This is a genomic window from Ilumatobacter sp. (assembly GCF_046290335.1).
Classification (GTDB): Bacteria; Actinomycetota; Acidimicrobiia; order Acidimicrobiales; family Ilumatobacteraceae; genus Ilumatobacter_A.
The window spans coordinates 729,419-753,799 of the sequence record NZ_JBKAGH010000002.1 but is presented as its reverse complement, the minus strand read 5'-3'; the positions used below and the strand labels follow the sequence as shown (position 1 = coordinate 753,799).

Annotated in this window: 24 protein-coding genes; 13 read left to right on the top strand and 11 right to left on the bottom strand. The window is 65.4% G+C overall.

Translation table 11 applies throughout. From position 1 onward, the window contains the following. The first annotated feature begins 107 nt into the window (after positions 1 to 107). Complete coding sequence (locus tag ACE37B_RS11995) at positions 108 to 545, top strand: VOC family protein (RefSeq protein WP_409923546.1); 438 nt, start codon at positions 108 to 110, stop codon at positions 543 to 545. A 429-nt stretch (positions 546 to 974) separates the two neighbouring features. On the opposite strand, the gene ACE37B_RS11990 is transcribed toward ACE37B_RS11995, so the two are convergent. From ACE37B_RS11990 to ACE37B_RS11975, 4 genes are all read right to left on the bottom strand, one after another. Then, a complete protein-coding gene (locus ACE37B_RS11990) occupies positions 975 to 1,832 on the bottom strand; it encodes a nucleotidyl transferase AbiEii/AbiGii toxin family protein (protein ID WP_409923545.1) in 858 nt (285 codons plus the stop codon). After that, the gene (locus tag ACE37B_RS11985) at positions 1,829 to 2,632 is read right to left on the bottom strand and encodes a type IV toxin-antitoxin system AbiEi family antitoxin (protein WP_409923544.1); all 804 of its coding nucleotides are present in this window, start codon (positions 2,630 to 2,632) and stop codon (positions 1,829 to 1,831) included. Before ACE37B_RS11985 ends, ACE37B_RS11990 begins: the two co-directional genes overlap by 4 nt. Positions 2,633 to 2,712: 80 nt before the next feature. After that, a complete protein-coding gene (locus ACE37B_RS11980; protein ID WP_409923543.1) occupies positions 2,713 to 2,859 on the bottom strand; it encodes a hypothetical protein in 147 nt (48 codons plus the stop codon). Next, positions 2,856 to 3,197 carry a nucleotidyl transferase AbiEii/AbiGii toxin family protein gene (locus ACE37B_RS11975; RefSeq protein ID WP_409923542.1) on the bottom strand — a complete coding sequence of 114 codons (342 nt, stop codon included), beginning with the start codon at positions 3,195 to 3,197 and terminating at the stop codon, positions 2,856 to 2,858. The genes ACE37B_RS11980 and ACE37B_RS11975 overlap by 4 nt, the downstream gene beginning before the upstream one ends. Before the next feature lie 29 nt (positions 3,198 to 3,226). Here ACE37B_RS11975 and ACE37B_RS11970 point away from each other — a divergent pair, with 29 nt between their 5' ends. From ACE37B_RS11970 to ACE37B_RS11960, 3 genes are read left to right on the top strand one after another with little or no spacing between them, the layout of a single operon-like run. Then, complete coding sequence (locus ACE37B_RS11970; protein WP_409923541.1) at positions 3,227 to 3,433, top strand: CbtB-domain containing protein; 207 nt, start codon at positions 3,227 to 3,229, stop codon at positions 3,431 to 3,433. Positions 3,434 to 3,450: 17 nt separating this feature from the next. Then, positions 3,451 to 4,194, top strand: a complete 744-nt coding sequence (locus ACE37B_RS11965) for a CbtA family protein (RefSeq protein ID WP_409923540.1) — start codon at positions 3,451 to 3,453, stop codon at positions 4,192 to 4,194. Positions 4,195 to 4,234: 40 nt separating this feature from the next. Further along, on the top strand, positions 4,235 to 5,446 hold the full coding sequence (locus ACE37B_RS11960) for an amidase family protein (RefSeq protein WP_409923539.1): 1,212 nt from the start codon (positions 4,235 to 4,237) through the stop codon (positions 5,444 to 5,446). Here the strand turns inward: ACE37B_RS11960 and ACE37B_RS11955 are convergent. Genes ACE37B_RS11955 through ACE37B_RS11940 form a run of 4 tightly spaced genes read right to left on the bottom strand, consistent with a single transcriptional unit; the run spans position 5,401 to position 10,119 of the window. Further along, positions 5,401 to 6,429, bottom strand: coding sequence for a siderophore-interacting protein (locus tag ACE37B_RS11955; protein ID WP_409923538.1), 1,029 nt, complete (start codon positions 6,427 to 6,429; stop codon positions 5,401 to 5,403). The genes ACE37B_RS11960 and ACE37B_RS11955 overlap by 46 nt on opposite strands. Positions 6,430 to 6,441: 12 nt before the next feature. Next, the gene (locus ACE37B_RS11950; RefSeq protein ID WP_409923537.1) at positions 6,442 to 7,584 is read right to left on the bottom strand and encodes an MSMEG_0565 family glycosyltransferase; all 1,143 of its coding nucleotides are present in this window, start codon (positions 7,582 to 7,584) and stop codon (positions 6,442 to 6,444) included. Next, the gene (locus ACE37B_RS11945) at positions 7,581 to 9,116 is read right to left on the bottom strand and encodes a protein FdrA (RefSeq protein ID WP_409923536.1); all 1,536 of its coding nucleotides are present in this window, start codon (positions 9,114 to 9,116) and stop codon (positions 7,581 to 7,583) included. The genes ACE37B_RS11950 and ACE37B_RS11945 overlap by 4 nt, the downstream gene beginning before the upstream one ends. Further along, positions 9,106 to 10,119 (bottom strand): carbamate kinase, encoded by a 1,014-nt coding sequence (locus ACE37B_RS11940; protein ID WP_409923535.1) that lies wholly within the window; start codon positions 10,117 to 10,119, stop codon positions 9,106 to 9,108. Before ACE37B_RS11940 ends, ACE37B_RS11945 begins: the two co-directional genes overlap by 11 nt. Positions 10,120 to 10,239: 120 nt before the next feature. Between ACE37B_RS11940 and ACE37B_RS11935 the strand changes: the two genes are divergently transcribed. Continuing rightward, positions 10,240 to 10,881, top strand: coding sequence for a hypothetical protein (locus tag ACE37B_RS11935; RefSeq protein ID WP_409923534.1), 642 nt, complete (start codon positions 10,240 to 10,242; stop codon positions 10,879 to 10,881). Between the two features lie 180 nt (positions 10,882 to 11,061). Here the strand turns inward: ACE37B_RS11935 and ACE37B_RS11930 are convergent, their stop codons facing one another. Further along, positions 11,062 to 12,174: an IS5 family transposase gene (locus ACE37B_RS11930; RefSeq protein ID WP_409923533.1), complete on the bottom strand. Its 1,113-nt coding sequence runs from the start codon at positions 12,172 to 12,174 to the stop codon at positions 11,062 to 11,064. Between the two features lie 150 nt (positions 12,175 to 12,324). Between ACE37B_RS11930 and ACE37B_RS11925 the strand changes: the two genes are divergently transcribed. Continuing rightward, positions 12,325 to 13,497 (top strand): MSMEG_0568 family radical SAM protein, encoded by a 1,173-nt coding sequence (locus ACE37B_RS11925; RefSeq protein ID WP_409923532.1) that lies wholly within the window; start codon positions 12,325 to 12,327, stop codon positions 13,495 to 13,497. Positions 13,498 to 13,526: 29 nt separating this feature from the next. After that, positions 13,527 to 14,063 (top strand): MSMEG_0567/Sll0786 family nitrogen starvation N-acetyltransferase, encoded by a 537-nt coding sequence (locus ACE37B_RS11920; protein WP_409923531.1) that lies wholly within the window; start codon positions 13,527 to 13,529, stop codon positions 14,061 to 14,063. A 14-nt stretch (positions 14,064 to 14,077) separates the two neighbouring features. On the opposite strand, the gene ACE37B_RS11915 is transcribed toward ACE37B_RS11920, so the two are convergent. After that, complete coding sequence (locus ACE37B_RS11915) at positions 14,078 to 15,052, bottom strand: AIR synthase related protein (RefSeq protein ID WP_409923530.1); 975 nt, start codon at positions 15,050 to 15,052, stop codon at positions 14,078 to 14,080. Positions 15,053 to 15,145: 93 nt separating this feature from the next. Between ACE37B_RS11915 and ACE37B_RS11910 the strand changes: the two genes are divergently transcribed. From ACE37B_RS11910 to ACE37B_RS11900, 3 genes are all read left to right on the top strand, one after another. Continuing rightward, positions 15,146 to 16,585: a DUF1116 domain-containing protein gene (locus ACE37B_RS11910; protein WP_409923529.1), complete on the top strand. Its 1,440-nt coding sequence runs from the start codon at positions 15,146 to 15,148 to the stop codon at positions 16,583 to 16,585. Then, entirely contained in the window at positions 16,582 to 17,406 is an 825-nt protein-coding gene (locus tag ACE37B_RS11905; RefSeq protein WP_409923528.1) for a DUF2877 domain-containing protein, read from the top strand. The genes ACE37B_RS11910 and ACE37B_RS11905 overlap by 4 nt, the downstream gene beginning before the upstream one ends. Before the next feature lie 120 nt (positions 17,407 to 17,526). Beyond that, positions 17,527 to 17,949 carry an OsmC family protein gene (locus ACE37B_RS11900; protein WP_409923527.1) on the top strand — a complete coding sequence of 141 codons (423 nt, stop codon included), beginning with the start codon at positions 17,527 to 17,529 and terminating at the stop codon, positions 17,947 to 17,949. Between the two features lie 10 nt (positions 17,950 to 17,959). Here the strand turns inward: ACE37B_RS11900 and ACE37B_RS11895 are convergent, their stop codons facing one another. Further along, positions 17,960 to 21,154 (bottom strand): BTAD domain-containing putative transcriptional regulator, encoded by a 3,195-nt coding sequence (locus tag ACE37B_RS11895; RefSeq protein WP_409923526.1) that lies wholly within the window; start codon positions 21,152 to 21,154, stop codon positions 17,960 to 17,962. Between the two features lie 145 nt (positions 21,155 to 21,299). Here ACE37B_RS11895 and ACE37B_RS11890 point away from each other — a divergent pair, with 145 nt between their 5' ends. From ACE37B_RS11890 to ACE37B_RS11880, 3 genes are read left to right on the top strand one after another with little or no spacing between them, the layout of a single operon-like run. Then, positions 21,300 to 22,094 carry a phosphosulfolactate synthase gene (locus ACE37B_RS11890; RefSeq protein WP_409923525.1) on the top strand — a complete coding sequence of 265 codons (795 nt, stop codon included), beginning with the start codon at positions 21,300 to 21,302 and terminating at the stop codon, positions 22,092 to 22,094. Further along, positions 22,091 to 23,017: a hypothetical protein gene (locus tag ACE37B_RS11885; RefSeq protein ID WP_409923524.1), complete on the top strand. Its 927-nt coding sequence runs from the start codon at positions 22,091 to 22,093 to the stop codon at positions 23,015 to 23,017. The genes ACE37B_RS11890 and ACE37B_RS11885 overlap by 4 nt, the downstream gene beginning before the upstream one ends. 26 nt (positions 23,018 to 23,043) lie before the next feature. Beyond that, positions 23,044 to 24,381, top strand: coding sequence for an adenylosuccinate lyase family protein (locus tag ACE37B_RS11880; protein ID WP_409923523.1), 1,338 nt, complete (start codon positions 23,044 to 23,046; stop codon positions 24,379 to 24,381).

Here is a 24,381-nt window from a genome sequence, read left to right as displayed (position 1 = left end):
GCTGCGTGATCTCAAGTCGCATAGTATGAGACTCATTAATTGCGGGGATCGGCGCCAGGGTCCAACGTCCCAACACGCGCCAGACGTAACGATGACATGATGACGAGATGATCGAGGAGCGCGATCGCGGGGGTGAATCACCTTGTTTTGCGCATCTCGTCGACGACCTCGATGCGCACCCATCTCCGGTTCGCGTCGTCGCGTCGAACACGATCTTGTACACCGACCGCTGGAGCGAGGTCACCGCCTTCTATCGAACGGGACTGGGCCTTCGACCAACGATGGAACGGGACTGGTTCATCGAGTTTGAGCTGTACGCCGGGGTGCACGTCAGCGTGGCTGACGCGAGTCGGGCAAGCATCGTCAGTGGTGACGGGGCGGGCCTGACGCTCAGCTGGCGTGTTCCGGACTCACTCGCATGCCGTCGGCAGTTGGTGCAGAACGGGGTGGCTGTCTCGCCCATCCAGAAACGGTGGGGAGCACCTGGGTTCTTCGTGACCGACCCCGCCGGAAACCGGATCGAGTTCTGGTCCGAACGTCAGTGATCGAGCACGCCCGTCGATTGTCGACATGATGATCAGATGAACATCAGCTTTTCCGCCTGAGTACACAAACTCATCCAAGCGGCGTTAGCCCCAGGACCAGGGAGTTCACCACGACCGGCATCGGCCAGAACGGGCTTATCGACCCGATTTCACAAGCGGTCTAGGCACGAACAAGGCACGAATGGCGACATCGACAGTGACGAAACTGCCTCTAACCAGGTGTTATATGGAGCGGATGACGGGAATCGAACCCGCGTTCTCAGCTTGGGAAGCGCTTCCAAGCTGATCGCATCGTGCCTGCGTGTGAGGTGTTTCACCTGGTCAAGCCTGGGTTCCTGTCGGCCAGTTGTTGTGCGTTGTTGCGCCGTATTGCGCCGTGTTGTGTGTTTTTCTAGGCACGGATTAGGCACGCCGCCGCTTCGACGTTCGCTACAGGTCCATGCCGGTTTCGTCGGCGAGATCTTGGATCTCCTGGAGCGCTGAGCGAGCCGTGCGGAGTCGTTGCCTTCTGTGTTCGGCTGCTTCGATGACTATTTCGGCGACTCTTCTCGCTGAGTTGTGGTCGTAGCCCTCGGGTTGGCCGGTGACGAGTGCGTCGAGGTCGTCGAGGAACGTTGTGTCGTTGAGTTTGGCATCGAGGTTCGCCAGCGCCCGGTCACCTGTCCAGCCATCTGGCCTGTAGGGCTCGAAGCACTCGACGACGTCATCGAGGGTCGCAGTGCCGTGTTCAAATGCGAGCCATAGGTCGAATAGGTCGCGTCCTTTGCGGCGTTGGAACAGGGCTCGAATTTTGGTGGCGGTGAGTTCCTCGATCGTGAACGTGGGCACCGCTACGTCGCCGCTGAACCATGGGCTGTCGACGGCGTAGTCGCGAGTCACCGTCGGTCGCGCTGGCGAACGCTCGAAGGTGTTCATCTCGATCTTGACCTGCAGCCGCCCGCCGCCGACGAGCGTTGATCGCAACCGAACCTTGGGATGACGACCGACTTGCGTCGCGATGTCCTCGAATCCGACAGCTGCGGCGACGTCGCGAAGCGCGTCAAAGACTTCGCCGACTCCGGTGGCGCTTCGTCGTACGTAGTCGAGGTCTTCGCTGTATCGCCATGGTCGGTCGAGCCAGAGCTTGTGGAAGCAGGTGCCACCTCGAAACACGAGTTCGGATCCAAGTAGCGGGTGTCGTGCGATTTCGATGATGAGTCGCGAGAGAACGAGATCCTGCTCGACTTGGCTGTCATCGACCCACGGCACGACGCTTCGCCAGTGTGCGAGTTCGGCCTCAGAGATCACAGGTCTGGCTCGATCTCAGTGTTGACGACGACGCCCCAGCGGTTGTTGCGGTCACCGTCGCCGCTGCGGTGCGAAGCAAGTGGCACAGATTCTGCTCCCTGGGCCAACTTCTCGAGGTCGCCGAGGTCGAGTGGGGTGCCGGTGAGGTCGGCCATTGACTCGATGAGTAGGCCGGCTCGCTGGGCCACGGCGGTGGGGTAGTGGGCCGCCTCCGCTGCCAGGACTGCGGGATCGATGATTTCGTCTTCGACGAACTGGGCGATGACGGTCGCGACGTTTGACAGACCAGCACCGTGGCTCGGTGATTCAACGAGGTCGAGCAGGGTGACTGCGGGAGTCGACACCTTGATCCGGCCGGTCGGAACGAAGTGATCGACGACGGAACGACGGGGCACTGCGGATCGACGGATGAATCTCATCTTCCCTGCTCCGATCTGTCGGTCGCGAAGCACGGCTGGAGTTGCAACCTGGAACACCATGACCGCCTGGTGTGACGCTCCGTGTATTGCGGCAGCCGACAGGAACCCGACGTAGTACGGGTGTCCGAGGAAGGCCATGAGTTGGTGAATGAAGTGCGCCGGAGGCGGCGCCCCAGCGGCGCGGTACTCAGGGGGCACCGGCACCCAGGCCCCATTGGTGACCGAGACGATCTTGTTCGCAGCAGCGGGACGGCGCAGGCTCTGGCGGACACTCCCAGGAGCCACACCAACTAACTCTGCGATCTCATCGGTGGTTGCGAAGTGTTGCCCATGCGCGATCAGCCAGTCCGAAAGATCGGCGGGCTTGATCGCAGTGTCCATCGCTTCAGGGTATCAAAGGTGTGCGTTACGCACACTTTGAATCACAATGTCCGCTCCATACTTCATGGAACTCCGATACCTCACGGTTGCAGTGAGGTATCGAGCGCACTGGAGGCGTGGCGTACTCGTTGGTTCATCTTGTCGGCGAAGGCGGCGAGGTCGATGGTTTCGATTGATGTGTCGATGTTCTCGTCGTCGATGCCGATCACCTGAACCGTACGTCTCACCTGAACCGTACGTCGAGGCCGTCGGCTGCTTCGGCGTAGATCGTTGGCCAGCTCGGATGTGAGACGACGACTGGTGGCCAGGTCTGCGCGTTCCGAGCGGTGAAGAGCTTGGTTGCGATCTTGGCGAGGGCAGACTTGTCGAGTGGTTCCTCGTACTCGAGGATCTGGAGATCAACGAGATCGTGGGCGCGGTCGTTGTCGCCGGTCCGGGGATGCGCCGAGGTACAGGCATGGAGCTTCTGTGCGATCTGATGCTCGACGGTGAGCAGCGGGTGTAGGCCTGTGAGCGCTACATCGAATGGGGGATCACCTTGCGGTAGCACTCTCGGGCTTGTCAACTATCCGATACGTGTGAAACACTAAAGGAATGGACTTCGTGACCGTTCCAAATCCCGACATCTCGCTGGTTCCCAGTTTCCACGTACCTGTGTGGGCGTGGGCGGTGGTGATGGTAGCTGCGTCCGTCGTCTACTTCGTGACGATGGAGAACGGCGTCGCGCTCGGCTCCGCAGCGAACACCCTGCATGAGTTCTTCCACGACGGTCGCCATTTCTCCGGAATCCCCTGCCACTGAAGTCGCACGGGTTGAACATGCGTCGCCTCATCGAGATCGCCCTCGCGAGTGGACTCGCTGCGGGTGTGGCGATCGCCACGTTCACGTCCACGGTCGGACGGGGGCCGCTCGACGACGCCCTGGCGCTCGAAGAGTCGTTACCGCACGATCACGGCGGGGCCGGGCACGAGGCGCTGATGAGCCGTGGCGTGCAGGAGGTCGGTGGTCTCGTGGGTCTGGTGCTGTTTGGTCTCGCTCTGGGACTGATCTTCATGGTCGTGTGGGCGAAAGTGTCCAAGCATCTCCCGGCGCGCACATCGATCGCGTCGACGATGCAACTGGGTGCGATCGGATTCGTCACCGTCGTGCTCGTCCCGTTCGTCAAATATCCGGCCAATCCACCCGCAGTGGGTGATCCGAGCACCGTCGATGAGCGCACGGTTCAGTACCTGGCGGTCGTAGCGATGTCCATCGTGCTGACCATCGTCGTGTGGCAAGTCCGGCGACGCCTGTCCACAGGCTCCGACGTCCGTCGAGCCTGGCTCAGCACGGCGGCGTATGCGGCTGGCCTGGCGGTCATTGCCTTCGTCCTCCCCGAGTCGCCCGACGTCGTCGAAGCGCCGACGGACCTGGTGTGGCGGTTCCGGCTCGCATCGCTGGGTGCACTGGCGACAGGATGGCTCGTGTTGTCTCTTGCTTCGGGGACGCTGCTGTCCGGCCTCGAACGCCCTGCCGGCCAGGCGTCACCGGCCGACGAACCCGACCTCGTTCAAGCGAACTGATCGCTCGCAGCGCGCAGGCGGTCACGTTTCCGGCGAACGCATGACGATGCCTGCAGAGCGGAACGGACTCCACTGTTTCGTCGAGCCGTCCGTGGCGATGCGTGGAGCGGAGGGAGGGCCGTTGAACGCCGTTGACTTCGTCGTCAAAGATCTCGTCGACCTGGCGGGTCACGTCTCATCTTTTGGCCATGGCGTGTGGCGCGACACGCACGTGGCGGCGGTGACAACCACTCCAATCGTGGCCCGGTTGCTCGACGCTGGGGCGAACCTCGTCGGGGCCACCAAGCTGGATCAGCTCGCGTATTCACTCACCGGGGACTTGGGGGAAGGAGCTCCGCCGCGCAACATCGGCCTCGCTGGTTCGTTCTGTGGCGGTTCGTCATCAGGCACGGCGTCAGCTGTCGCAGGTGGCGTCGCAGAATTTGGCATCGGCACCGATACCGCCGGCTCGACTCGCGTGCCGGCTGCACTCTGTGGTCTCTTCGGGCTGCGTCCGACACACGGTGTTCTCGATGCAACCGGAGTGATCCCACTCGCTCCGTCGTTTGACACCTTGGGCCTCCTCGCACGCGACATCGAAACGCTGTCAACGGTGTATGGGGTGCTGGAAGCCGACACGTGCGCTCCCTGGCGGGGCCGGAGTCCGAGAGCGAGCGGTGTCCTCGTTGCAGCGGGGCCGTTCGGCTCGTCCGTCGAGTCGGCTCGACCGATCGTTGCCGCTGCAGCGGCGCGGCTCGCCGATCGATGGGGAGTACCTGCGCAACGACTCGATGTGTCCGAGGCCGCCGATGAAGCGGCGGGCGAGTTGTTGGTGCGGATGATGAGTCGGGAGGTCTGGGCCCGCCACGGCGACTGGGTCGAAGAGCACGGGGAAGCGTTGACTCCCGAGGTTCGGGACCGCCTGCTGCGTGCCCGCAGATTCACTGCGGACCCGCCTGACGTCGTGGGGCACGACGCGAAGCGACGAACGAGCCTGGGCGCTCGAATCTGCGAATGGCTCGCTGGCGGGCACGTGCTCGTGATGCCGGTGGCGTCACCGGAGGGGCTGGCACTCACAGCGACGGCAACGCAGCGTCAGCGATTTCGCATCGATGCGCTCCGACTGAACGCGCTGGCTGGGCTGAGCGGCGCTCCAGAGGTCGTCGTGCCGTTCGAACATGCAGGTCGGCGGGCTGGCGTCGGCCTGATCGCGAGTCGTGGGAGCGATCAGCTGCTGTTGGCAGCAGCGTCAGCGTTGTCGCGAGCCCAATAGCCATGAACGCAGCACCAGTCCGGAGAAAGCCCGCGGTCACGTCGGAGATATGACCGGACCGAGGCCATCTCGCTGGCTTCGCCGGCGCCGAAAACGTAGGTCGTCGGGCCGATCTCGACATGCGGCCTGACGAACTCTTCGCCGTGAACGGCGTCGAGACCCTCGAGTATTCGAAAGGTGGCTCCCGGAGTGGTGTCGCTGACAACTCGGACCGATGTCGTCGCGGACGGCGTGAGGGTTCTCGATGCTGTCGTCGCGTCGACGGAGACAACGGCGGTCAGCGAAATCGCAGGCGATGTCTCGGAGATGATTCGTGCGATCGCTGCGAGCCCCGAAGCATCTCCGAATGCAACGATGTGCGTGGTATCAGCCGGTGGGGCGAATGTCCGGCGCTGTGCGCCGATGATCACCTCGGCCCCGACGGTTGCAGTGTCCGCCCAGCGAGACATCGGTCCACCCGTGTGCAAGACGACCCAGATGTCGAACTCGCTGACGTCAGCGCGATGGCGCCGGACGGTGTAGAACGCTGACGACCCGTCCGCAGAGAGTTTCAGATATTCGTCACCCCCGAGTGATGTGAATCCGTTCGGGTCGGTGAACGTGATCTCGACGAGGCCCGGCGAGATGGAACGCCGACCAGCCACGATGGCGACACGATCGGTCTCGCGTTCGGTGTCGGCAACAATGTGTTCCAGCGATGTGAGTGGCGTCTCTGGCGAGGTGGCCGCCCGTGCTCGTCGTACGAAGCCGAACACCTCGCCTCGAATCCCGTCGAGTGTCGCTTGTGATGCTGCAAAGGCGAGGCGATGCGTCGCGCTCCCTTCACCGGTCACCACCTCCAGATCGCAGCAGTCGTTCGTCACGTGGACGAGGCGAGCGGAATCGGCGGTGTCGGCGGTCAGAGAATTCGCCAGGAACAAGAGCGTGTCGGGGTGCGCTGTGTTGAGGTAGGTGGAGACGCCGACAAGGTCTGCAGCATCCATGAGTGGCGTCGGTCAGCCGTAGACCGCAAGGTGTTGTGCAGCGGTCTGCTCCCACGAGAACCGTGCAGCGACTCCCGGGCCGACCGCCGCAAGGCGCCGCGCGAGTTCGGAGTCGGTCACGAGGCGCCCCATCCCGTGGGCGAGCGACTCAGCGTCGGCGGTCGTGGTCATGATGGCGTTGTGGTCAGGCTCGAGGAATTCGTGGAACACCTCGATGTCGGAGGTGACCACCGGCAGCCCGGCAGCCATTGCCTCCAGTACGACGAGACCCCATCCTTCGTTGACGGAGGGGAAGGCGAATCCGTCGGCGGCGTGGAACCACTCGGGGAGTTCGTCGTCGGACACCGTTCCGAGCAGTGCGATGTCGTCATCGATGGCGAGGTCGTGCTGGTCGAGCGAGCCGAGCACTCGTTCGCGGTACGGCGCATAGTCCTGGAAAGAATGGCCGCCGACGACGGCGAGCATCACGTCGCGACCACTCGGGCGCGCCTTGAGTCGGCCGAGCGCATCGACAAGGAACTCCGAGCCCTTCCGGGGCTCGATCCCGCCGACGGTGAGGAACAGGAACGCATCGCTCGCCCCGATCGATGCTCGCAGCTCGCTCCGGCGTTCGGGCGAGATGTCGCTTGCGAAGCGGTCGGCGCGAACCCCGTTGGTCACGACGGTCGCGTCGACGCCGTAGTCGGCGAGGAGTTGGCGACGCCACAGATCCGACACGACGAGGACGTCGTCGGGTTCGCGGATTGCAGCGATCTGGCAGTCGATGAGCGCCTGCGTGGTGAAATCGTCGACGTGGTGAACGGTGCGTACGAGTCGGAAGCCGGCGCCGGCATCGCGGATTCGTGCTGCGGCGCGCGCCGAGATGCAGTCCTGGCTGTGCACGATGTCGAACCGGTCTTTGACCGCGTCGATCCCCTTGGTCATCGCGTCGATCCAGCTGAACACCCGCTCGTCGAGCGTGTCACCCCAGGCCGGTGCCGGCACGATGATCACGGGGACATCGACGGGCCGGAAGAACCCGATATCGGGGTCGCCCATCGCGATCACGGTCACATCGGCGCCGAGCGACTGCAATGCCTCGGCCAACTCGAGTGTGTGGACCACGCCGCCACGCGGCTTGACCGAGTAGGTGGTGAGCGCGATGCGTTTGCTCAAGCCGACACCTCGTCGTGCACGAGTGCCGGGTCGCGATTGACGAACGCACATGCCGCGAGTGCAGCACGCGCGGCGGTGTCGGGGACGATGCAGCCGACCTCACGCAGGGCGGTGCGCTGGGCTTCGAACTGTTGCGGGTCGGAGTCGGTGCCGAGTACGTAAGCGACCACGGCGGCGCCGGACTCGATGATCTCGCGGGCGGCCGGTGCGAGGAGGCCGGCGGGGTCGGGGTGGGCCCCGTCGCCGATCACCACGTCGAGCAGCACCACGGCCACGGTCGGGTCGTCGACCTGCTGGGACATCCACTCGAGGCGGGCCTGCGGGTCGATCATCGGATGCGGACGACCGACGGTGTACTCCTCCTCGCCGAGGTCGAGGCAGACGTGGACGCCGTCCGGCGCTGGGACCGTCCAGGCCGCGTCGAGCGGTGTGTTGGAATGGATCGGGCCGATGTGGGGAACGGCGATCGTCATCGCCTCGTAGCAGAGGGTGCCGCCGCTGAACAGACCGACGAGTCGGCGTCGGCTCTGATCGAGCGACATCATCGCGGTGGCCACGGCATCAGCGCAATCCCCGATGAGGTCGGGCACCTCGCGGTTCAACGCCCGCGCCGTCAGGGCCGCTCCGGCCTCCAGCGTGTTGCAGACCGAGATGCCGTCGGCGACGCCGTCGAGTTCTTCGCGTAGCCCGATCATCGCGGCGATCATCGGCTTGGACCTCGATGTGCCAAGCAGCCGTTCGGCGACCTCTGGCGACGGGGGCTTGGAGACGAAGAGGATCGCCTTGGTCTCCTCGTGAGCTTCGAGTGCGTCGATTGCGGAGAGCGCCATCAACCCGCCGACTTCGGCGCTCAGGTCTCGCCCTCCGACGCCGATCACGTGGGTGATGCCGATGCCCCAGCGGTCGAGCAGGCTCATCACTTCTTGGGCACCGGTACCTGCGGCGGCGACGATGCCGACCGGACCTGGTGTGACCCGGTTGGCGAAGGCCAACCCGGTGCCAGCGAGCATCGCGGTGCCCGCACCGGGACCCATCACGAGTCGTCCGAGCGAGCGAGCGCGCTGCTTGAGCTCGATCTCGTCCGCGAGCGGAACGTTGTCGCTGAACAACAGCACGTCCAGTCCGGCGGTGAGCGCCTTGTGTGTTTCGAGGGTCGCGTACGGTCCGGGCACCGACACGATCGCGAGGTTCGCGTCGGGCTGCGCGGCGATTGCTTCGCGCAGGCTGTCGACCGATGCGGTCGTGTCGTCGTCCGAGCCGGTGGTCACACTGAACAGGATGCTCTTGGCGAGTTCCAGCGCCTCGGCGGCGGTGCGCTCGTTGTCGGAGCGGATGGCGATGACGAGATCGTTCGCCGTGACGGTGCCGAAGCCGTCGAAGCCTTCGCCGGTCAGTGTCTCGAGGTTGGCATCGGTGGCCATGACCGACCAGCCGTAGTCCACGCCGTCGGCGGTCTGGATCGCACGCGTTGCTTCGAGCAGGCGAACACTGTCCTTGTACGAGTCTTTGAGGACGGTGACCTCATGCAGCATGTTCGGCTTCTTTCGGGTCGTCGGCCGGCACGGCCTTCGGGTGTTTGATGAGCGTTCCGCGATGACCCTGGATGGCACCGTGGGCATTGTCGAGCGTGGCGTAGACCATTTCGGGGGTGGTGACCGCAGCGATACGGCGACGCTCTGGAGTGGAGCCTTCGACGAAGTGCGATGCCGCCTTCATCTTGGGGCCCATGCTCCCGGGTGGGAACTGACCGTCGCTCATGTGCTGTGCGACCTCGTCGGGGGTGAGGTTGTACACCGTGCGTTCGTTCGGCGTGCCGAAGTCGAGCTTGACGTTGGCCACGCCCGTGACCATCACCAAGGCCTCCGCGTCCGAGGCGTCGGCGAGACGTTCGGCAGCGAAGTCCTTGTCGATGACCGCATCGATGCCGCGATAGGTGGAGCCCTCCTTCACGACGGGAATCCCCCCGCCACCGGCAGCCACCACCACGAAGCCAGCGTCGATCAGTGTTCGGATCGCATCGGCCTCCACCGGCGCCTTGGGTGATGGTGACGCCACGACGCGCCGGTAACCGCGCCCGGAGTCCTCGATCATGGACCAGCCCCTCGACTCGGTCATCTCCTCGGCCTGCTCGGCTGTGTAGAACGGGCCGATCGGCTTCGTCGGATTTTGGAACGCAGGGTCGGCAGCGTCGACCTCGACGTGGGTGACCACCGAGACGGCACCGCTGATCTCGTCGGCACACACCTCGTGGAGCGCCAAGCAGATCAGGCTGCCGAGTGCTCCCTGCGTCATCGCTCCCAGCGCGAACAGCGGCTGGGCCGGAACGAGCGCAGAACTCTCGGCGTGTTGGATGGCGAGGTTGCCCACCTGAGGGCCGTTGCCGTGGACGATCACGATGCCCCATTTCTTGCGGATCAAGGACCGAACCGATTTCGCCATGGCGAGCGCGTTCTGATATTGCTCCTCGATGGTTCCTCGTTCGCTCTCGCGTGTGAGGGCATTTCCGCCGAGGGCGAGGACGGCTGTGTGGGCCACGTAAGATCCGATCGGATAGGCAATGCGTTGTCTCCGATAGTAGACGAGCGTGGGCCGAAAATACACAATCAGCGACGCGGCACCGGTTGGTGTCGATCGACGAGGCGGGAGACCGGTGAGATGGCAACAGACGATCAGAACGGTGCGGACCTTCGAGTGCAGTGGACGGAGTCGGAGCGCCGCATGTACCCGCTCGCAACGACATCGCCGGACCAGTACCAGCGGCTCGTCCACATCGCCCGCCGTCTCGCCGATGACCTGTCGACCGTCGGCGACAAGGCCCAGTTGACCGCTGCATGGTCGGGCTACGGGTTGCTGCTCCAGCAGGCGGCAGCGGAGGCGGGTGTGACGCTCGGCGACCTGCCGGCTGTGCACGTTGCCGGCGTCGGGTTCGCGCTGCGCGACGCCGAACTGCGCGCCAGCGCTCACCAGGGCGATCAGATCCAGATCGTGGCCGAGGCTCGTTCCAGTGGCGCCGCTTGGGCAAAGCTGCACGAAACGGGAGACCTGTCGGTTGGCTTGGCCGACCCCTATCAATCGATCGAACTGCATCTCGCAACGGGCGTGGCGATCGTGTCGGCGGTGGAATCGAATCCGGCGACGATGCTGCCGAACTACGTGCTCACGGTGATTCGGATGGACCCGGTCACCGCTGTGCCGACCGACATCGATCCGGGGATCGTTGACGTCCAGGAACTGAACGATGTCGACAGCTTCACCACGGCGCAGGGCCAGCTGTACGCCCTCGTCGAGTCGATGTGACGCTCGTCCGATCAGCGAAGGTCATTTCCTTTAGCAGGGTGCGGAAAATCGGGGTCGTGATCTCGAGTGGATGCTGAGCGGGTCTGATTGGCTCGTTGTGCCGTTCCGGTTCGGTGGGTTCGGTGGGTTCGGGTCGGGTTGATCGCCCGGACCGCGCCTCGACCAGGCGGCTCCGGCGGTCTATCCGGCTGCGGTGGCGTCGAGGGAACAGATTCTGATCAGGTTGTAGACCGCTGCTTCCATCTTGAACCAGGCCCGGTTTCGTTGTGGGCCGATGTAGCGGAGCTTGCGACCGGCTCCGACGGTCTTGATCCAACCGAAGGGTTCCTCGACCCGTTTTCGGATCCGCTGCGACACAACATGACCAGCGTGTCGAGTGGTTCGCCCGTCGATCGCGGACCGTCGGTTCGTGTTGTTCTGCGCGACGTGAGGCGTGAAGCCGAGACCACGCACGTCAGCAACGAAGTCTTTGGTGTCGTAGTTCTTGTCGCCGGCAACGGTGCGTCGTCGGGCCCGCTTCGGGAGTCGTCTCAACATGTCGGTCGCGCAGTCCCGTTCTGCGAACCCGGTTGCTTGGGTGAGGTCGGCGTCGACGATCAACGCGGACCGGTTCTCGATCAGCAGGTGGCCCATGTAGGACAACTCGGCTGCGGCGTTGTTGCTCTTGCGGAACAGCATTGCGTCGGGATCAGTGGTCGAGGTGTGTGTCTTGTTCGACCGTTTCTGACCTTTGAAATCGACCTCGGCGTTGCGGCCCTTGAACCCGTTGCTGTCACCGGAGTCGCCGGAGTCGTCGCCGTCGGCGGTGTCTGGTTTGAAGCTCTTGTTCGAGGCCCACGCCTGCAACAACGTCCCATCCACGCTGAAGTGATCCGGTGACATGTAGCGGCGTAGCTTCGCTTGCGCGACCACGGCTGCGAAGAACCGATCCGCGATCTCATGATCCAACAGGCGTTGACGGTTCTTCGTGAACGTTGTCGCGTCGAACGCTCGGCCATCGATGGGGAGGTCGAGGAACCACTTGAACAACATGTCGTAGTTCAGGCGTTCGCAGAACGCTCGCTCGGATCTCATCGAGTACATCGCCATCAACACCGTTGCTTTCAACAACTGCTCCGGTGGCACCGAGCGGCGACCCGACGTCGCGTACATCGCCTCGAAGTCGTCATCGAGACCAGCAGGCACGGTGTCGACCACGGCCCGGATCCGCCGGATCGGATGATCCTCCGGGATCAGATCCTCGGTGGACAACGACGACAACATCGACAACTGGCGATCAGGGCTTCCACGCATGCCCCCATTCTTTTCGATCCCGCCGCAGAACGCGAGCACCAATCAGAAGAATTTCAGCACCCTGTTAGTAGACGGCGCCGCGCTGTGTCTGATAGTAAATAGTCGAATACGACGCGACACGGATGACGCCACGAATGGAGAGACCGAAGAATGCCGACTGCTGACGAAGTCCGATCACCAATCCCGAGTGCCGAGGACGGCGAACGAATCGCCGGACTGATCGTCGAACTGCAGGCGAAGGGCTTGAAGATCAACACCGAGTTCGAGCGTCGCCCCGGAGGCGCCGGCCCATCGGACGCCGGGATGATCTGGATCGAAGGCACCCCCCTCACCGTCCCCGTCGATGCCGACTTCGTCGCGAACACGCCCTTCACGCTCGAAGCCGAGGATGTCGGCTTCGGCATCTACAACGACGGGACCCGCGTGGCATCAGCGGCACCGTCGAACCGGCCGACCTACTACGACATGACCACGGCGGACGGCACGCCCTACTGGCACATCGCCCTGATGCACCTCGACTCACTCGCGAGCACCGTGCTGCAGACCTGTGCGTACTGGGGCAACGACGATCAATGCAAGTTCTGTGGCATCGGCGTCTCGCTCGACTCCGGAAGCACGATCAAGGTCAAGCGACCCGAGCACCTCGCCGAAGTCGCCGTTGCGGCGAAGCAGTACGACGGAGCCCTCGACGTCACGCTCACCACCGGATCCACGTACGGCCGCGACCGCGGCGCCCTCTACGTCGGCAAGTGCGCCAAGGCGGTCAAGGACGCATCGGGCCTGCCGGTCGAGATCCAGTTCGAACCGCCCGAGGACCTCAGCGTGATCGACAAGGTGCACGACATGGGCGCCGACTCGCTCGGCATCCACGTCGAGACCTTCGACCCGGCGGTGCTCGAACGCATTGCGCCACCGAAGGCACGTACCGGCATCGAGCGGTATTTCGAGGCGTGGGAACATGCCGTGAAACGCTTCGGTGAAGGCCAGGTCACCACCTACGTGATCCTCGGCATGGGTGAGGACCCCGAACTCACCATTGCCGGATGCAAGCGGGCGATCGACATCGGCGTGTACCCGTTCATCGTGCCGCTGCGGCCGGTGCCCGGCAGCCTGATGGCCGACGTCACGCCGCCCACATCGGAGTACACCGACCGGATCGCTCGCCAAGTCGCCCCGTACCTCGTCGAACGCGGCCTCACCGCCGACAAGGTGCTGGCGGGTTGCGCCCGCTGCCAGGCGTGCTCGCCGCTCGGCGCCATCGAACAGTCCCTGCAGCTCTCCAGTGCGTCGGGCCGCAAGCTCATCCCGGTGTCGGGAGCCTGAACATGGCGTCGGAGCCGATGGCTGGATCCATGTCGACAGCAGTCGCGTGCTGGGACGTCGACACCGCAACGACGTCGAGTCACCTCGCGATCCGCCACCGTGTCTTCGTCGAGGAACAGGGCGTGATGGTCCTCACTGACATCGACGCCTGGGATCGGGACATCACCACGATCAACGTGCTGGCCGCTCACGGTCGCGAGGTCGCCGGCACGGTCCGACTCTACGACCTCGGTGAGGGCCGCTGGAAGGGCGACCGTCTCGCCGTGCTCCCGGCTCACCGTGCATCGATGGTCGGTGCGTGCTTGGTGCGCTACGCCGTTGCGACCGCAGCCGCTGCGGGCGGCACGTCGATGGACGCGTCGGTGCAGGTCGCCAATGTCTCGTTCTTCGAGCGACTCGGCTGGCGGTGCGATGGCGAGGTCGGGCCCTACTTCGGTCTGCCGCACCAGCCCATGGTCATCGACCTCGAAGGTGTCGCGCCGATCGCATCGGCACCGGTGAGCGACGCCGTGCTCCGCCTCGACAGCGTCGGCACATCACGGAGTTCCCTGCTCGTCACCGCCTGACATATTTCCTGCAGTCAGTCGTTCCAGAGACCGGTGACTGCTTCGGAGGCGAAGTCGATGAGTCGGGCGCTGTCGCCGTCGAACCCGATGTCGATCGTCGAGCCGGCGGTCACTGTGCCGACCGCCGCGCATGTGAGGTCGTTGGCTTCGAAGATCCGTATGCACTCCTGTGCCTGGTCGGGCTCGGCGGTGAGCCAAAAAGCGAAACTCGGGAACGACAACATCCACGCGAGGAAGTCGGTGTCGATCGGTGTGGGCATGAGTCCGAGGTCGATGTCGGCGCCGAACTTGCGGAACTCGAGCAGCATCGCGAGAGAGCCCAACGCGCCCGCCATCGACACGTCCTTGGCGGACACAGCGGCACCTGCGGCGGCGACCTTCGCAGGGACGCGGATGTCGGTGGCGAAACGTTCGGCCTGTTTGTCGATCGACGTGAAGAACGGGAAGTCAGGGCGCATGTGGCCGTCGAGGAAACAGGCGAAAAGCACGGTCTGGCCGGGGGCGACGTGCGCCATCGACAGCACCTCGTCGGCGTGGCCGACGGCGAATGCCGACACCGACGTGGGCCCGTCCTGCTGGGTGAGGTGGCCGCCGACGATCGGCACGTCGTACATCTTGGATGCATCGGCCATACCCCGCATCACCTCGTCGGTGATCTCAGCCGGCCCGACGATGGTGTTGACGATGCCGAGCGGCACCCCGCCCATCGCAGCGACGTCGTTGACGTTGGCCAACACGGCGGCAATGCCTGCGCCGTATGGATCGCCACCGACGAATGGCGGTGACAGTGCTTCGCCGCACACCACGACGTTGCGGCCGTCGGCGTGGACGATGGCGCCATCGTCGCCGGGCCCGTGGACCGGGTCGGACGTGTCGATGTGTCGGCTGACTGACGAGATCGGAGCCTTGTTGGTGAAGCCGCCGTAACGGCGGACCTCGCGGACGATCGAATCGAGTGAGTAGCCGTGGATTTCGGGACTGCTGGCCATCGACGTATCGTATAGTAAACGTTCTTGTCCGGAGCGAAACAGGCCCGGCCTCCACCCATCCCAACCTCCCGACCGAAGGAAACGCATTCACCGATGACGACCACAGCGACCTCCGCAGCAGCGACTCCGACTGTCCGATTGCCCACCGAGGTCACCGTCGTCAACATCGGGCTGCCGCTGTTCGAGGATTCGATCCGCAATCAGGGCGGCACCGCGGTCGGCGTCGAATGGCGCATCCCCGGCGGTGGCGACCCCGTAGCCGTCGCTGCGCTCGCCCGCCTGTTCGGCCCGCAGGCCGCGATCGTCGACGAGGCCAACGCCGAAGTCGTGCGCCGGTTGGACCAGGGCGTCCCGATGCTGCAGGGCATCGAGCGGGCGGGCGCCGTGATCCCCGGCATGGGCGAGCGCACCGTGCTGCACTGCGGCCCGGCCATTGCCTGGGCAGACATGCCGAACCCTCTCCAGCGTTCGGTGCATGCTGCGGTCGTGGCCGAGGGTTGGGCCGACGACGTGAGCGCCGCAGCCGACATGATCGCGGCCGGCGACGTGGTGCTGGAGCCGGCGAACGAGCACGCGACAGTGGTGCCGATGGCCACTGCGATCGGGCCGTCGGCGCCGGTCTACGTGGTCGGCAACGAAGCAGGATCGACCACGGCGTTCTCGTCGATCAACCAGGGGGCCGGTCAGGTCGCCTGGTTCGGCGTGGACAGCGACGAAGCAATCGAACGGCTCCGCTTCGTACGCGACTCGGTCGGCCCGGTCCTTGCCGGTGCGCTGGAATCGAAGGGGCCGATCGACGTGCTCGGCCTCGCAAGCCAAGGCGTACCGATGGGTGACGACGTGCACATGCGTGTGCAGGCCACGACCAACCTGTTGCTGCGTGACCTGCTCGGCCACCTCGTGCGATCGACCCGTGACGATGCGGTTCCGGTCGCCGACTTCCTGAGCGGCAACCACCTGATGTTCTTGAACATCGCGATGGCGGCCGCGAAGTCGCTCGTGATGTGGGCCGGTGAGGTTCCGAATTCGAGCATCGTCACCACGATGTCGCGCAACGGCGCGACGTACGGGATCCGGCTTCCGGGCCAGGACGATCGTTGGTTCATCACAGATTCTCCGCCGGTGCAAGACGCGCTCTTCTACCCGGGGCAAGGACCCGAGACGAGCGCGCCCGACATCGGCGACAGCGCCGTGCTCGAACTCATCGGCCTGGGCGGGCCGGCAGCGGCGAACTCGCCTGCGGTCGCAGGATTCCTCGGTGGACGCATGTCGGACGCGATCGCAGCCACGCGCAACATGCAGCGGATCTGCGCCGGGGAGAGCGGCCGGTTCCGGCTGCCGATCCTCGACAACGTGGGCACGCCCGTCGGCGTGGACATCCGCCGGGTCGTCGAACTCGGTATCACCCCGGCGGTGAACACGGGCATCATCCACGCGTTCGATGGCTCAGGCCAGGTGGGTGCTGGCGTAGCGCATGCACCGATGGAGTGTTTCGTCGAGGCACTCCTCGACCTCGATGCCCGCCTCTCGTGAACGCAACGCGCCGAACCGTGTGCGCAACGTCGTTCGGTGCGGTCGCGCAGAACCTTGTCGCCCGCTCGTGTCGTGACGGCGCGATTGGCGTGGTCGGCGACGTCGTCGAACGTTTCTCGTCGGGTTGCTATGTGCGATTCGGTGACGAACTGGTGGCAGTCGGCAACGTTCCTCGGGGCCCGCTCCACGTCGTTGTCGACGGTGCGCAGCGTGACCTCGGCAGCGGTCGCAGCGTCATGCTGCGTGCCGGTGGGCCGCCCGCCACAATCGCCGAAACAGCAATCGCGAATGCGCTGGTGATCGACCTGAGCCGAGCGCGTCTGTGGGCCCCGTCACCACCTCGAGGCGACGAGTTGGCGGCGCTGAGCGCGTCGTGTTCCTCGCTCGACGTGGATGCGCTCGTCGCTTCGGATTTGGCTGATGTGTGGGATTCGGCGTGCGCATCGATCCGGGCGGGCGACGCGCAGCGCGCCGTCGAGCAACTGCAGGGTCGCGGAGCGGGGCTCACGCCGACCGGCGATGACGTGATCGCGGGGCTGCTCCTCGCCGGCGCATGGACTCGGCCCGACAGAATCGCCGAGGAACGTCGCATCGAACTGGCCGGAGCGGTGCGCACCACGAGCCTGAGTCTGTCGTTTCTTCGCTGGGCGGCTGTTGGTCAGAGCATCGAACCGGTCCATCGTCTCGTCGTTGCGGCGGCCTCGAGGGACCCGGAGCGCTTTGCGGCTGCGACCGAAGCGGTCGCAGCCATCGGTGGTTCGTCGGGCCGAGCGTTGCTCGCCGGCCTTGCGGCTGGCCTTACCGACGTTCTGGCGTTCTGAGTACCGGGCAGCAACAGCCTGCGCTTTCCGAAAGTAGACAGATGTCGCATCATCGGCGATGATGAGTTCCAGCAGACGACGGCGTGAAACTGCCGAACGACCCACACGAAACGAGTGACGATGGCCGACCAGAAGACCGTGCATGCGGTGTGGGACAAGGGATGGGTCTGCGACGTGGCCATGGGCGAGTTCGGCCTGCGAATCGACGAACCGGAATCGGTTCCCGGTGGCACGAACCTCGGCCCCAACCCCACCGAGATGCTGCTCGGGTCAGTGGCGTCCTGCTTCACGCTGGCACTCAGCTGGGCGGCGAAGCGCAAGAACGTCGAGCTCGAACACCTTCTCGTCGATGCCACCGGGACCTACGACGGCAAGAAGTTCGGTGCCATCCACATCGACGCCGAGATCGGCTGCCCGCTCGACATGGTCGACGTGTTGATCGCCGAAGCCGAAGAATTCTGCTACGTCACCAACACGATCCGTGGCGGCGCGGACCTTTCCGTCTCCGGGACCGCCCACGGCGAATCGCCGGACTCGACCTGAGCCCAGGACATCACCGTGCGGTGAGTCGGGCAAGTCGACCGTCGACTTCGAACCCCGGCCGGAGCTGACGCGGGAGGCGAGCGACGAGGCGCGCCGACGCCGAAGCGGCCAATTCGGGCGAGGCGACTTCGGCCATGAGCAGCATCGATCCGGTGGTCGCTGCTGCCGCGCCGGCTTCCTCCGTTCGCCCGAGCAGGTGGAAAGCGAGTGCCTGATACTTGGGCGAACCGGCGGCTCGGGCGTCTTCCAACAATTGCTCGGCGGACGCAGCTCCGATGCGGCTCCGCAATTCGACGACCCGCAGTTCGGCCCGCCCGCGAAACGGCAGCCACTGATCGAGCAACGCCTGAGCATCGACGAGCCGAGCGGCTGCATCGTCATGGTGGCCGGTGACGATCGCGCATTCGGCGAGCGAGCACAGTGCGTGGAGCTCCTGCTCCACCTGCAATTCGCCCTCGTCGACCTCGCGGGACTCGTCGAGTGCGCGCTCGGACAGTTCGTGGGACCGGCCGTGGTCACCGAGTTCCCGCCAGATCCAAGCGAGGCAAGTGTTGGTCCGGGCACGGTAGAAGGGCACGTCGTAGCGTTCCAGCAGCGTGCTCTTCGTCTCGAATGTGGTCAGCGCGCCCGACAGGTCGCCGAGGTTGGCTCGGGCGAGCCCTTCGAAGAACAGCGACCGCAGCAGCGGACGGAACGCACCGATCTGGCGACACAACGCCACCGACTCGTCGAGGATCTCGATCGCCTCGTCGTAGCGATCGTTGTGTGCGAGCAGGGCCCCGAGACAGCTCAACGCCGACGCCTTGACCGCAGCATCTTCGTCGTCCAGTTCCTCCAGTGCCCGGTTGTAGGCATCGGTGGCACCGGCGAAGTCTCCGGCCCAGTGGAGGGTGCGCCCGAGGAGAACTCGGGCGCTCGGATGCGCACCCGGAATCGCAGTGGCTTCCTCGGCGCGGGCGGTGGCCGCGCCGACATCGCGTTCGTAATAGGCGACCCAGCCGAGTCGTTCAACGGATCGTGCACGCATCTCGCGATCGCCGATGCTGATCGCCAGACGTTCCGACCGCAGGTGATCTTCGGTGGCCGACGCGTACTCCCCGAGTTCGGTCCGCACGATCCCGCGCGCGATCAGGGCCTCGCCGAGGCACGCATCGTCGCCGCACTGCTCGGCACAGGCGATCGCCTCGGTGAGCAATCGGTCGGCGTCGGCGTTCGAGAACGCCCGCTGAGCGAGGCGAGCAGCATCTAACCAGGCTGCAGCCGACTCGGCGAGCGCCCCGGCCTCGGCCAGGTGCCAGGCACGGCGCTCGGCGTTGTCATCGGACACGTCGGCGACGCGCCGGTGCCGTTCTCGCCGGATCGGTCGGACCATCGACTCGTACATCACCTGCTGGATGAGCGGATTGCTGAACACGAAACCGTCGTCACGCGCCTCCACCAGGCTTGCGGTCACCGCCGACTCCAGGGTGGCGATCAGCTGCGCACGAGGCAGGGCACTCACGTGTTCGAGCGTGTCGAGGTCGAATGCGTTACCGATCACTGCGGCGATCTGGAGGGCTGAGTGCACGTCGGCGCCGGCGCGTCGGGCGGCGTCGAGCACAACCGAACCGACCGACCCTGCGATCTGTTCGATTGCCACCCCTCGACCCAGCGCATCGAGCACGGAGTGCACGAAGAACAGGTGCCCGTGCGTCAGTTCCCAGACGAAGTCGGCGGCTTCGGGGAACCCTGCGTCGGCGGAGATTTCGGTGACCGCTGCGTGGGTGACCGGGCGGAGTTCGATGACCTTCGAGCTGGCGACGAAGTCATCGAGGTGTCGATCGTGGTGGTCGGCTTGCACCGTCGAGAGGATCAGGATCGGGCGGTCCCGGAGCTCGTGCTGCAACCACTGGAGCGCCTCGACCGTGGAGGCGCCGGCATGGTGGAGGTCATCGAAGATCAACAGCACGGGATGCTTCCGCGACAACCCGGACACGATGTGGCCGATGGCCTGGAACGCTCGCCGATGTTCGAGGTCGGCTGAGGCTCTCTGGTACGGCTCGACGGAGCAGACCCGTCGCAGCTCGGGAATCAGTTCGGCGACGGTGCCGAGGAAGGGGCCGACGAGGTCGGGGATCTCATCGGCCGGCGTGGACAGTATGGCGCTCGTGACCATCGTGAGGATCGGATGCAGGAAGAGCGATCGTTCGCCCTTGGTGCTCTGCGCCCGCAGGACGCGTCCGCCCGTGCGCTCCGCGATGTCGTCGAGCGTCAAACCGAGATTGGTCTGGCCCGAGCCGATGGAGCCGGTCACGACGACGGAAACGAGTCGGTTGCCGGCCGCCTCGTTCCACAGGTCCACGAGTTGAGCGAGTTCTTCGTCGCGTCCCGCGAGGTGCACGTCGCCGACCGTCGCGATCGGGCGGACCCGTTTGACGCGAGCTGCGACGTTCTCGTTGCGAACGATCGCGCTGTACAACGCGTCGGTCTCCGGGCCCGGTTCGACACCCAATTCGTCACGGAGGCGCGCCCGGATCTGGTCGTGGGTCACGAGCGCAGCGCCACGATCGCCGCTGTTCCAGTGCGCCAGCATCAGTGCCCGGCCGGCCGCTTCGTCGTGCGGTTCCGCAGCGAGAGCCGCTTCGGTCGAGTCGATCAGTTCGGCCCAGCGTCCGAGCCGGGCGTCCGCCTCCCACAGGCATCGCTGGAGGCGTCGACGAAGTCCGTGGACGTGGCGGATGAGTTCGTCGGCCCAGGTCGCGTCGCGACCGTACGCGTTGTCGAACGGCGGCCCTCGATCGAGCAGATCGAGTCCGCTGCGGGCTGACGCAGCGGCCAGTGCCGGGGCGCTGTCTGACCGATCCTGTGCCTCGGCGATGAGGCGTTCGGCCAGGATCACGTCGGTCGTCCACGCCTGTCCGACCCCGAATCGGTACCCCGATGAGGTGGTGCCGTCGATCGACGACAGGCCGAGCGATGAACGGAGCCGGCTCACGAGCGAGGCGACGGTCCGGCCAGCACTCGCCGGCGGTTCGTCTGGCCAGAGGGCATCGATGAGCGCGTCTGCGGAAACACTCGACCCGCCTGCTGCGCCGAGGCGAACGAGGAGTGCCGATGCGCGCCCGGCCGGAATTGTCGTGGTGACGGTCTCGGACCCTGCCGTGATGGCGAGAGGTCCGAGGAGATGCACGACGCGCTGGCGCGGTCTCGTCGTGTCGGTGGTCATTGCTCCAGTGTGACGCGCCACAGCCTCTCCTCCCACGATGTTGTCGTGTCGGATACGATACGCTTGGTCATCGATCGTACAGAACTCGTACGGTTACGCCGTCGACGCCCACAGCGGTGAGCGAGAACTCAGGAAGGACACAGTGGTGGATTCTCAGACCCAACACCCGAGCTTCCTGGCCGTCCCGGCCCGCCCGGCCAAGCCGAGGTCGAGTGGTGTCACGCACGTTCTGGACGGCGGCCTCGACCTGCTGAGCACCCGCGCAGCGCTCGACGCCGTCGCCCCACTGGTGGACATCTGGAAGTTCGGCTGGGGGACCGCGTATCTCGACCGACAGCTCGCGGACAAGCTCGATGCGCTGCGAGGGGCCTCGGTCCTGTCGTGCACGGGCGGCACGTTGCTCGAGATTGCCTGGGTTCAAGAGCGGACCGCGGGCTTCTTCGACTGGGTGGTCGAGGTCGGGATGGATTGTGTCGAAGTCAGTAACGGAGCGACTGGGCTGCCGGTCACTGCCAAACGGGAACTGATGGCGACAGCACTCGATCGCGGGCTGACGGTGCTCTCCGAGGTCGGGAGCAAGGATCCCGATGCCGAGGTCGACGCCGACGAATGGGTCGAAGAGATCGTCGGTGACCTCGCGGCGGGCGCGACCTGGGTCGTTGCCGAAGGCCGCGAGAGCGGCACTGTCGGCATGTACGACGCCGACGGCGAGGTGCGCCACGACGTCGTCGACGCGATCGACGCCGAGGTCGCAGCCGACCGCATCATCTACGAGGCGCCACGCCGTCGCCAGCAGGCAGCGTTGTTGCGTCGGTTCGGCCCGTCCGTGAATCTCGGCAACATCACCACGTCCGATGTGGCGAGCGTCGAGTCGCTGCGCGCCGGGCTCCGGACCGACACGATGGGCATCTCCACCACGATCGGGTCGGCGCTCGCATGACCGGTACGGCTTTCCCCCTCGACATCGCTTCGCCGAACATCGTCCCGATCAAGTACCGACAGGTCGCCTTGGCGTTCGTCGACGTGGCCCTCGACGAGGGCAGCCTGCGCACGTATTTCGCCGGCAAGGAGGCGTACATGCGCACCCGGTTCGTCGTGGTGCGCAACGCAGGCTCGACGGCGCTCGTCGAGGTGGCGCGGCCGTCGTCGGAAGCACTGTTCTCCGACATCGTCGAGGTCCGCCTGTTCGCCGGGCCCGACGACTGCGTCTATGTCGAGGACCCGCTCGTGGACGTCGGCATCCCGTCGGAGTTGGCACGAATCGCCAGCGAGTATCCGAGCGCGAAGTGTGTGGTGGTCGAAGGGCTGTACTCTCACGTCAGTTTCATCGCGAACCCACAGCCGCTGCGCATCACCGTGCTCGACATCGTGCCCCCCGAACCGTCGAAGCTGATGGACCAGTCCCGTCGCATCCTCGACGTCGGCGAAGACCTGCCCCCGATAGCGCTCACGCTCGACGTGGTCGACAGCCGCGTGCTGCTCGATGACGAGGCATCGAAAGCCGAGCGGGTGTTGCTGCCGTGTCGGACCACCGGTGCCGACTTCGGTGCGGCAGAGGTGTCATTCCTCGACCAGCGACCGGAACGTACCGACTGGACCGTGCTCGGCTGTGATCGCACTCGCCAGATCCACGGCTGGTTCTATGGCGACCAAGCCCCATCTGTCGACACCTGCCCCAAGCGGTTCCTGTCGGCAGAACGCGATGCCGACGGCGTCACGCTGACCCGCTGCTGCCTGCTGCAGGAGGGTATGGAGAAGGAGGGGCGCACGCTGATCGTGCCGTGGGGTGCCACGCTGGCAGAGGTCCGGGCGGGTATCGACGCGATCGTCGAAGCGGAACAGTTCTGCTGGACGCCGGTGTGAGCGACCCGAACGTCGCGGGAGCGCACATGATCGACTCGGTCGTCTTCGGGCACCAGTGGGCCACCGAGGAGTCGCGAGCGATCTTCGCCGAGTCGCGACGGGTCCGACGATGGGTTGCTGTGATCGCGGCGCTGGCGCGGGCGCAGGCCTCGGTCGGCATCATCCCGGTTGCGGCCGCTGACGAGATATCGACGCTCGTGGACCGAGACGTCGATCTGGTTGCGGTTGGCGAACAAACCCGTCTGACATCGCACTCCACGCTCGGCCTGATCCGCGTGCTCCAAACGATGCTGTCCGAGTCGGCGCGCGAGCACATCTATGTCGGAGCGACGGTGCAGGACATCACCGACACGGCCATGGCCTTGGAGCTGCGTGACGTGGGGGAGCGGGTCTGGGCAGATCTTCGCGTCGTCGAAGATCTCCTGTGTTCGATTTCCGAGGAGCACGCGGCCACGCCGATGGTGGGGCGCACCCACGGTCAGCCGGGAGCGCCGATCACGTTCGGATTCAAAGCCGCTTCATGGCTCGACGAGGTCGGCCGGTCGATCGAACGGCTCCGCCAGTCACGCGATCGCCTGCTCGTGTGCCAGCTCGGTGGCGCCGTTGGTTCGCTCGCGTTCTTTGGGCCCGATGCGCTGCGACTCAGGGCGGCATTCGCAACCGAAATCGGGCTCGGCGAACCCGGGATCTCCTGGCTCACCGCACGCGACCGCGTGGCTGAGTTCGCCGCGATCCTCGGGTCGGCCACGACCGGGCTCGCCCGCATCGCAAACGAGGTCTACTCGTTGCAGCGCGCCGAGATCGGCGAGGTGAGCGAAGCAACGAACGACTCGGTCGTCGGCAGCATCACCATGCCGCACAAGCGCAACCCCGAATCCAGTGAGCAGATCGTCGTCCTCGCTCGGCTCGTGCGGTCGCACGCTTCGACCCTCGCTGACACCATGCTCCAGGAACACGAGCGCGACGCTCGCGGTTGGAAGGCTGAATGGGCCGTGTTCCCCGAGTTGGGTCACTACGCGTGCGCAGCGGCGGCGATGTCGGTATCGCTCGTCGACGGGCTCGTCGTCGACGCTGGCCGGATGGCAGAGAACCTGGCCACCTACTCCGCCACGAACTCCGAGCAGTTCGTCAAGCGACTTGCACCGCATCTCGGCAAACACCGCGCTCAGGATCTCCTGCACCGTGCGTTCCGCGAACCGGGCGATCTCGCCGCTGCGGTGCGAGCGCTCCTTCCCGACGACATCGCCGACATCGACCTGCCCGTGACGGAAGTGCCCGACACGGGTGCATGCGCTGCGATGGCCCAGCAGGTGGTTGCCGCTGCTCGGGTGCGCCGCTCGACCGAGTCGATCCACTGGAGCTGA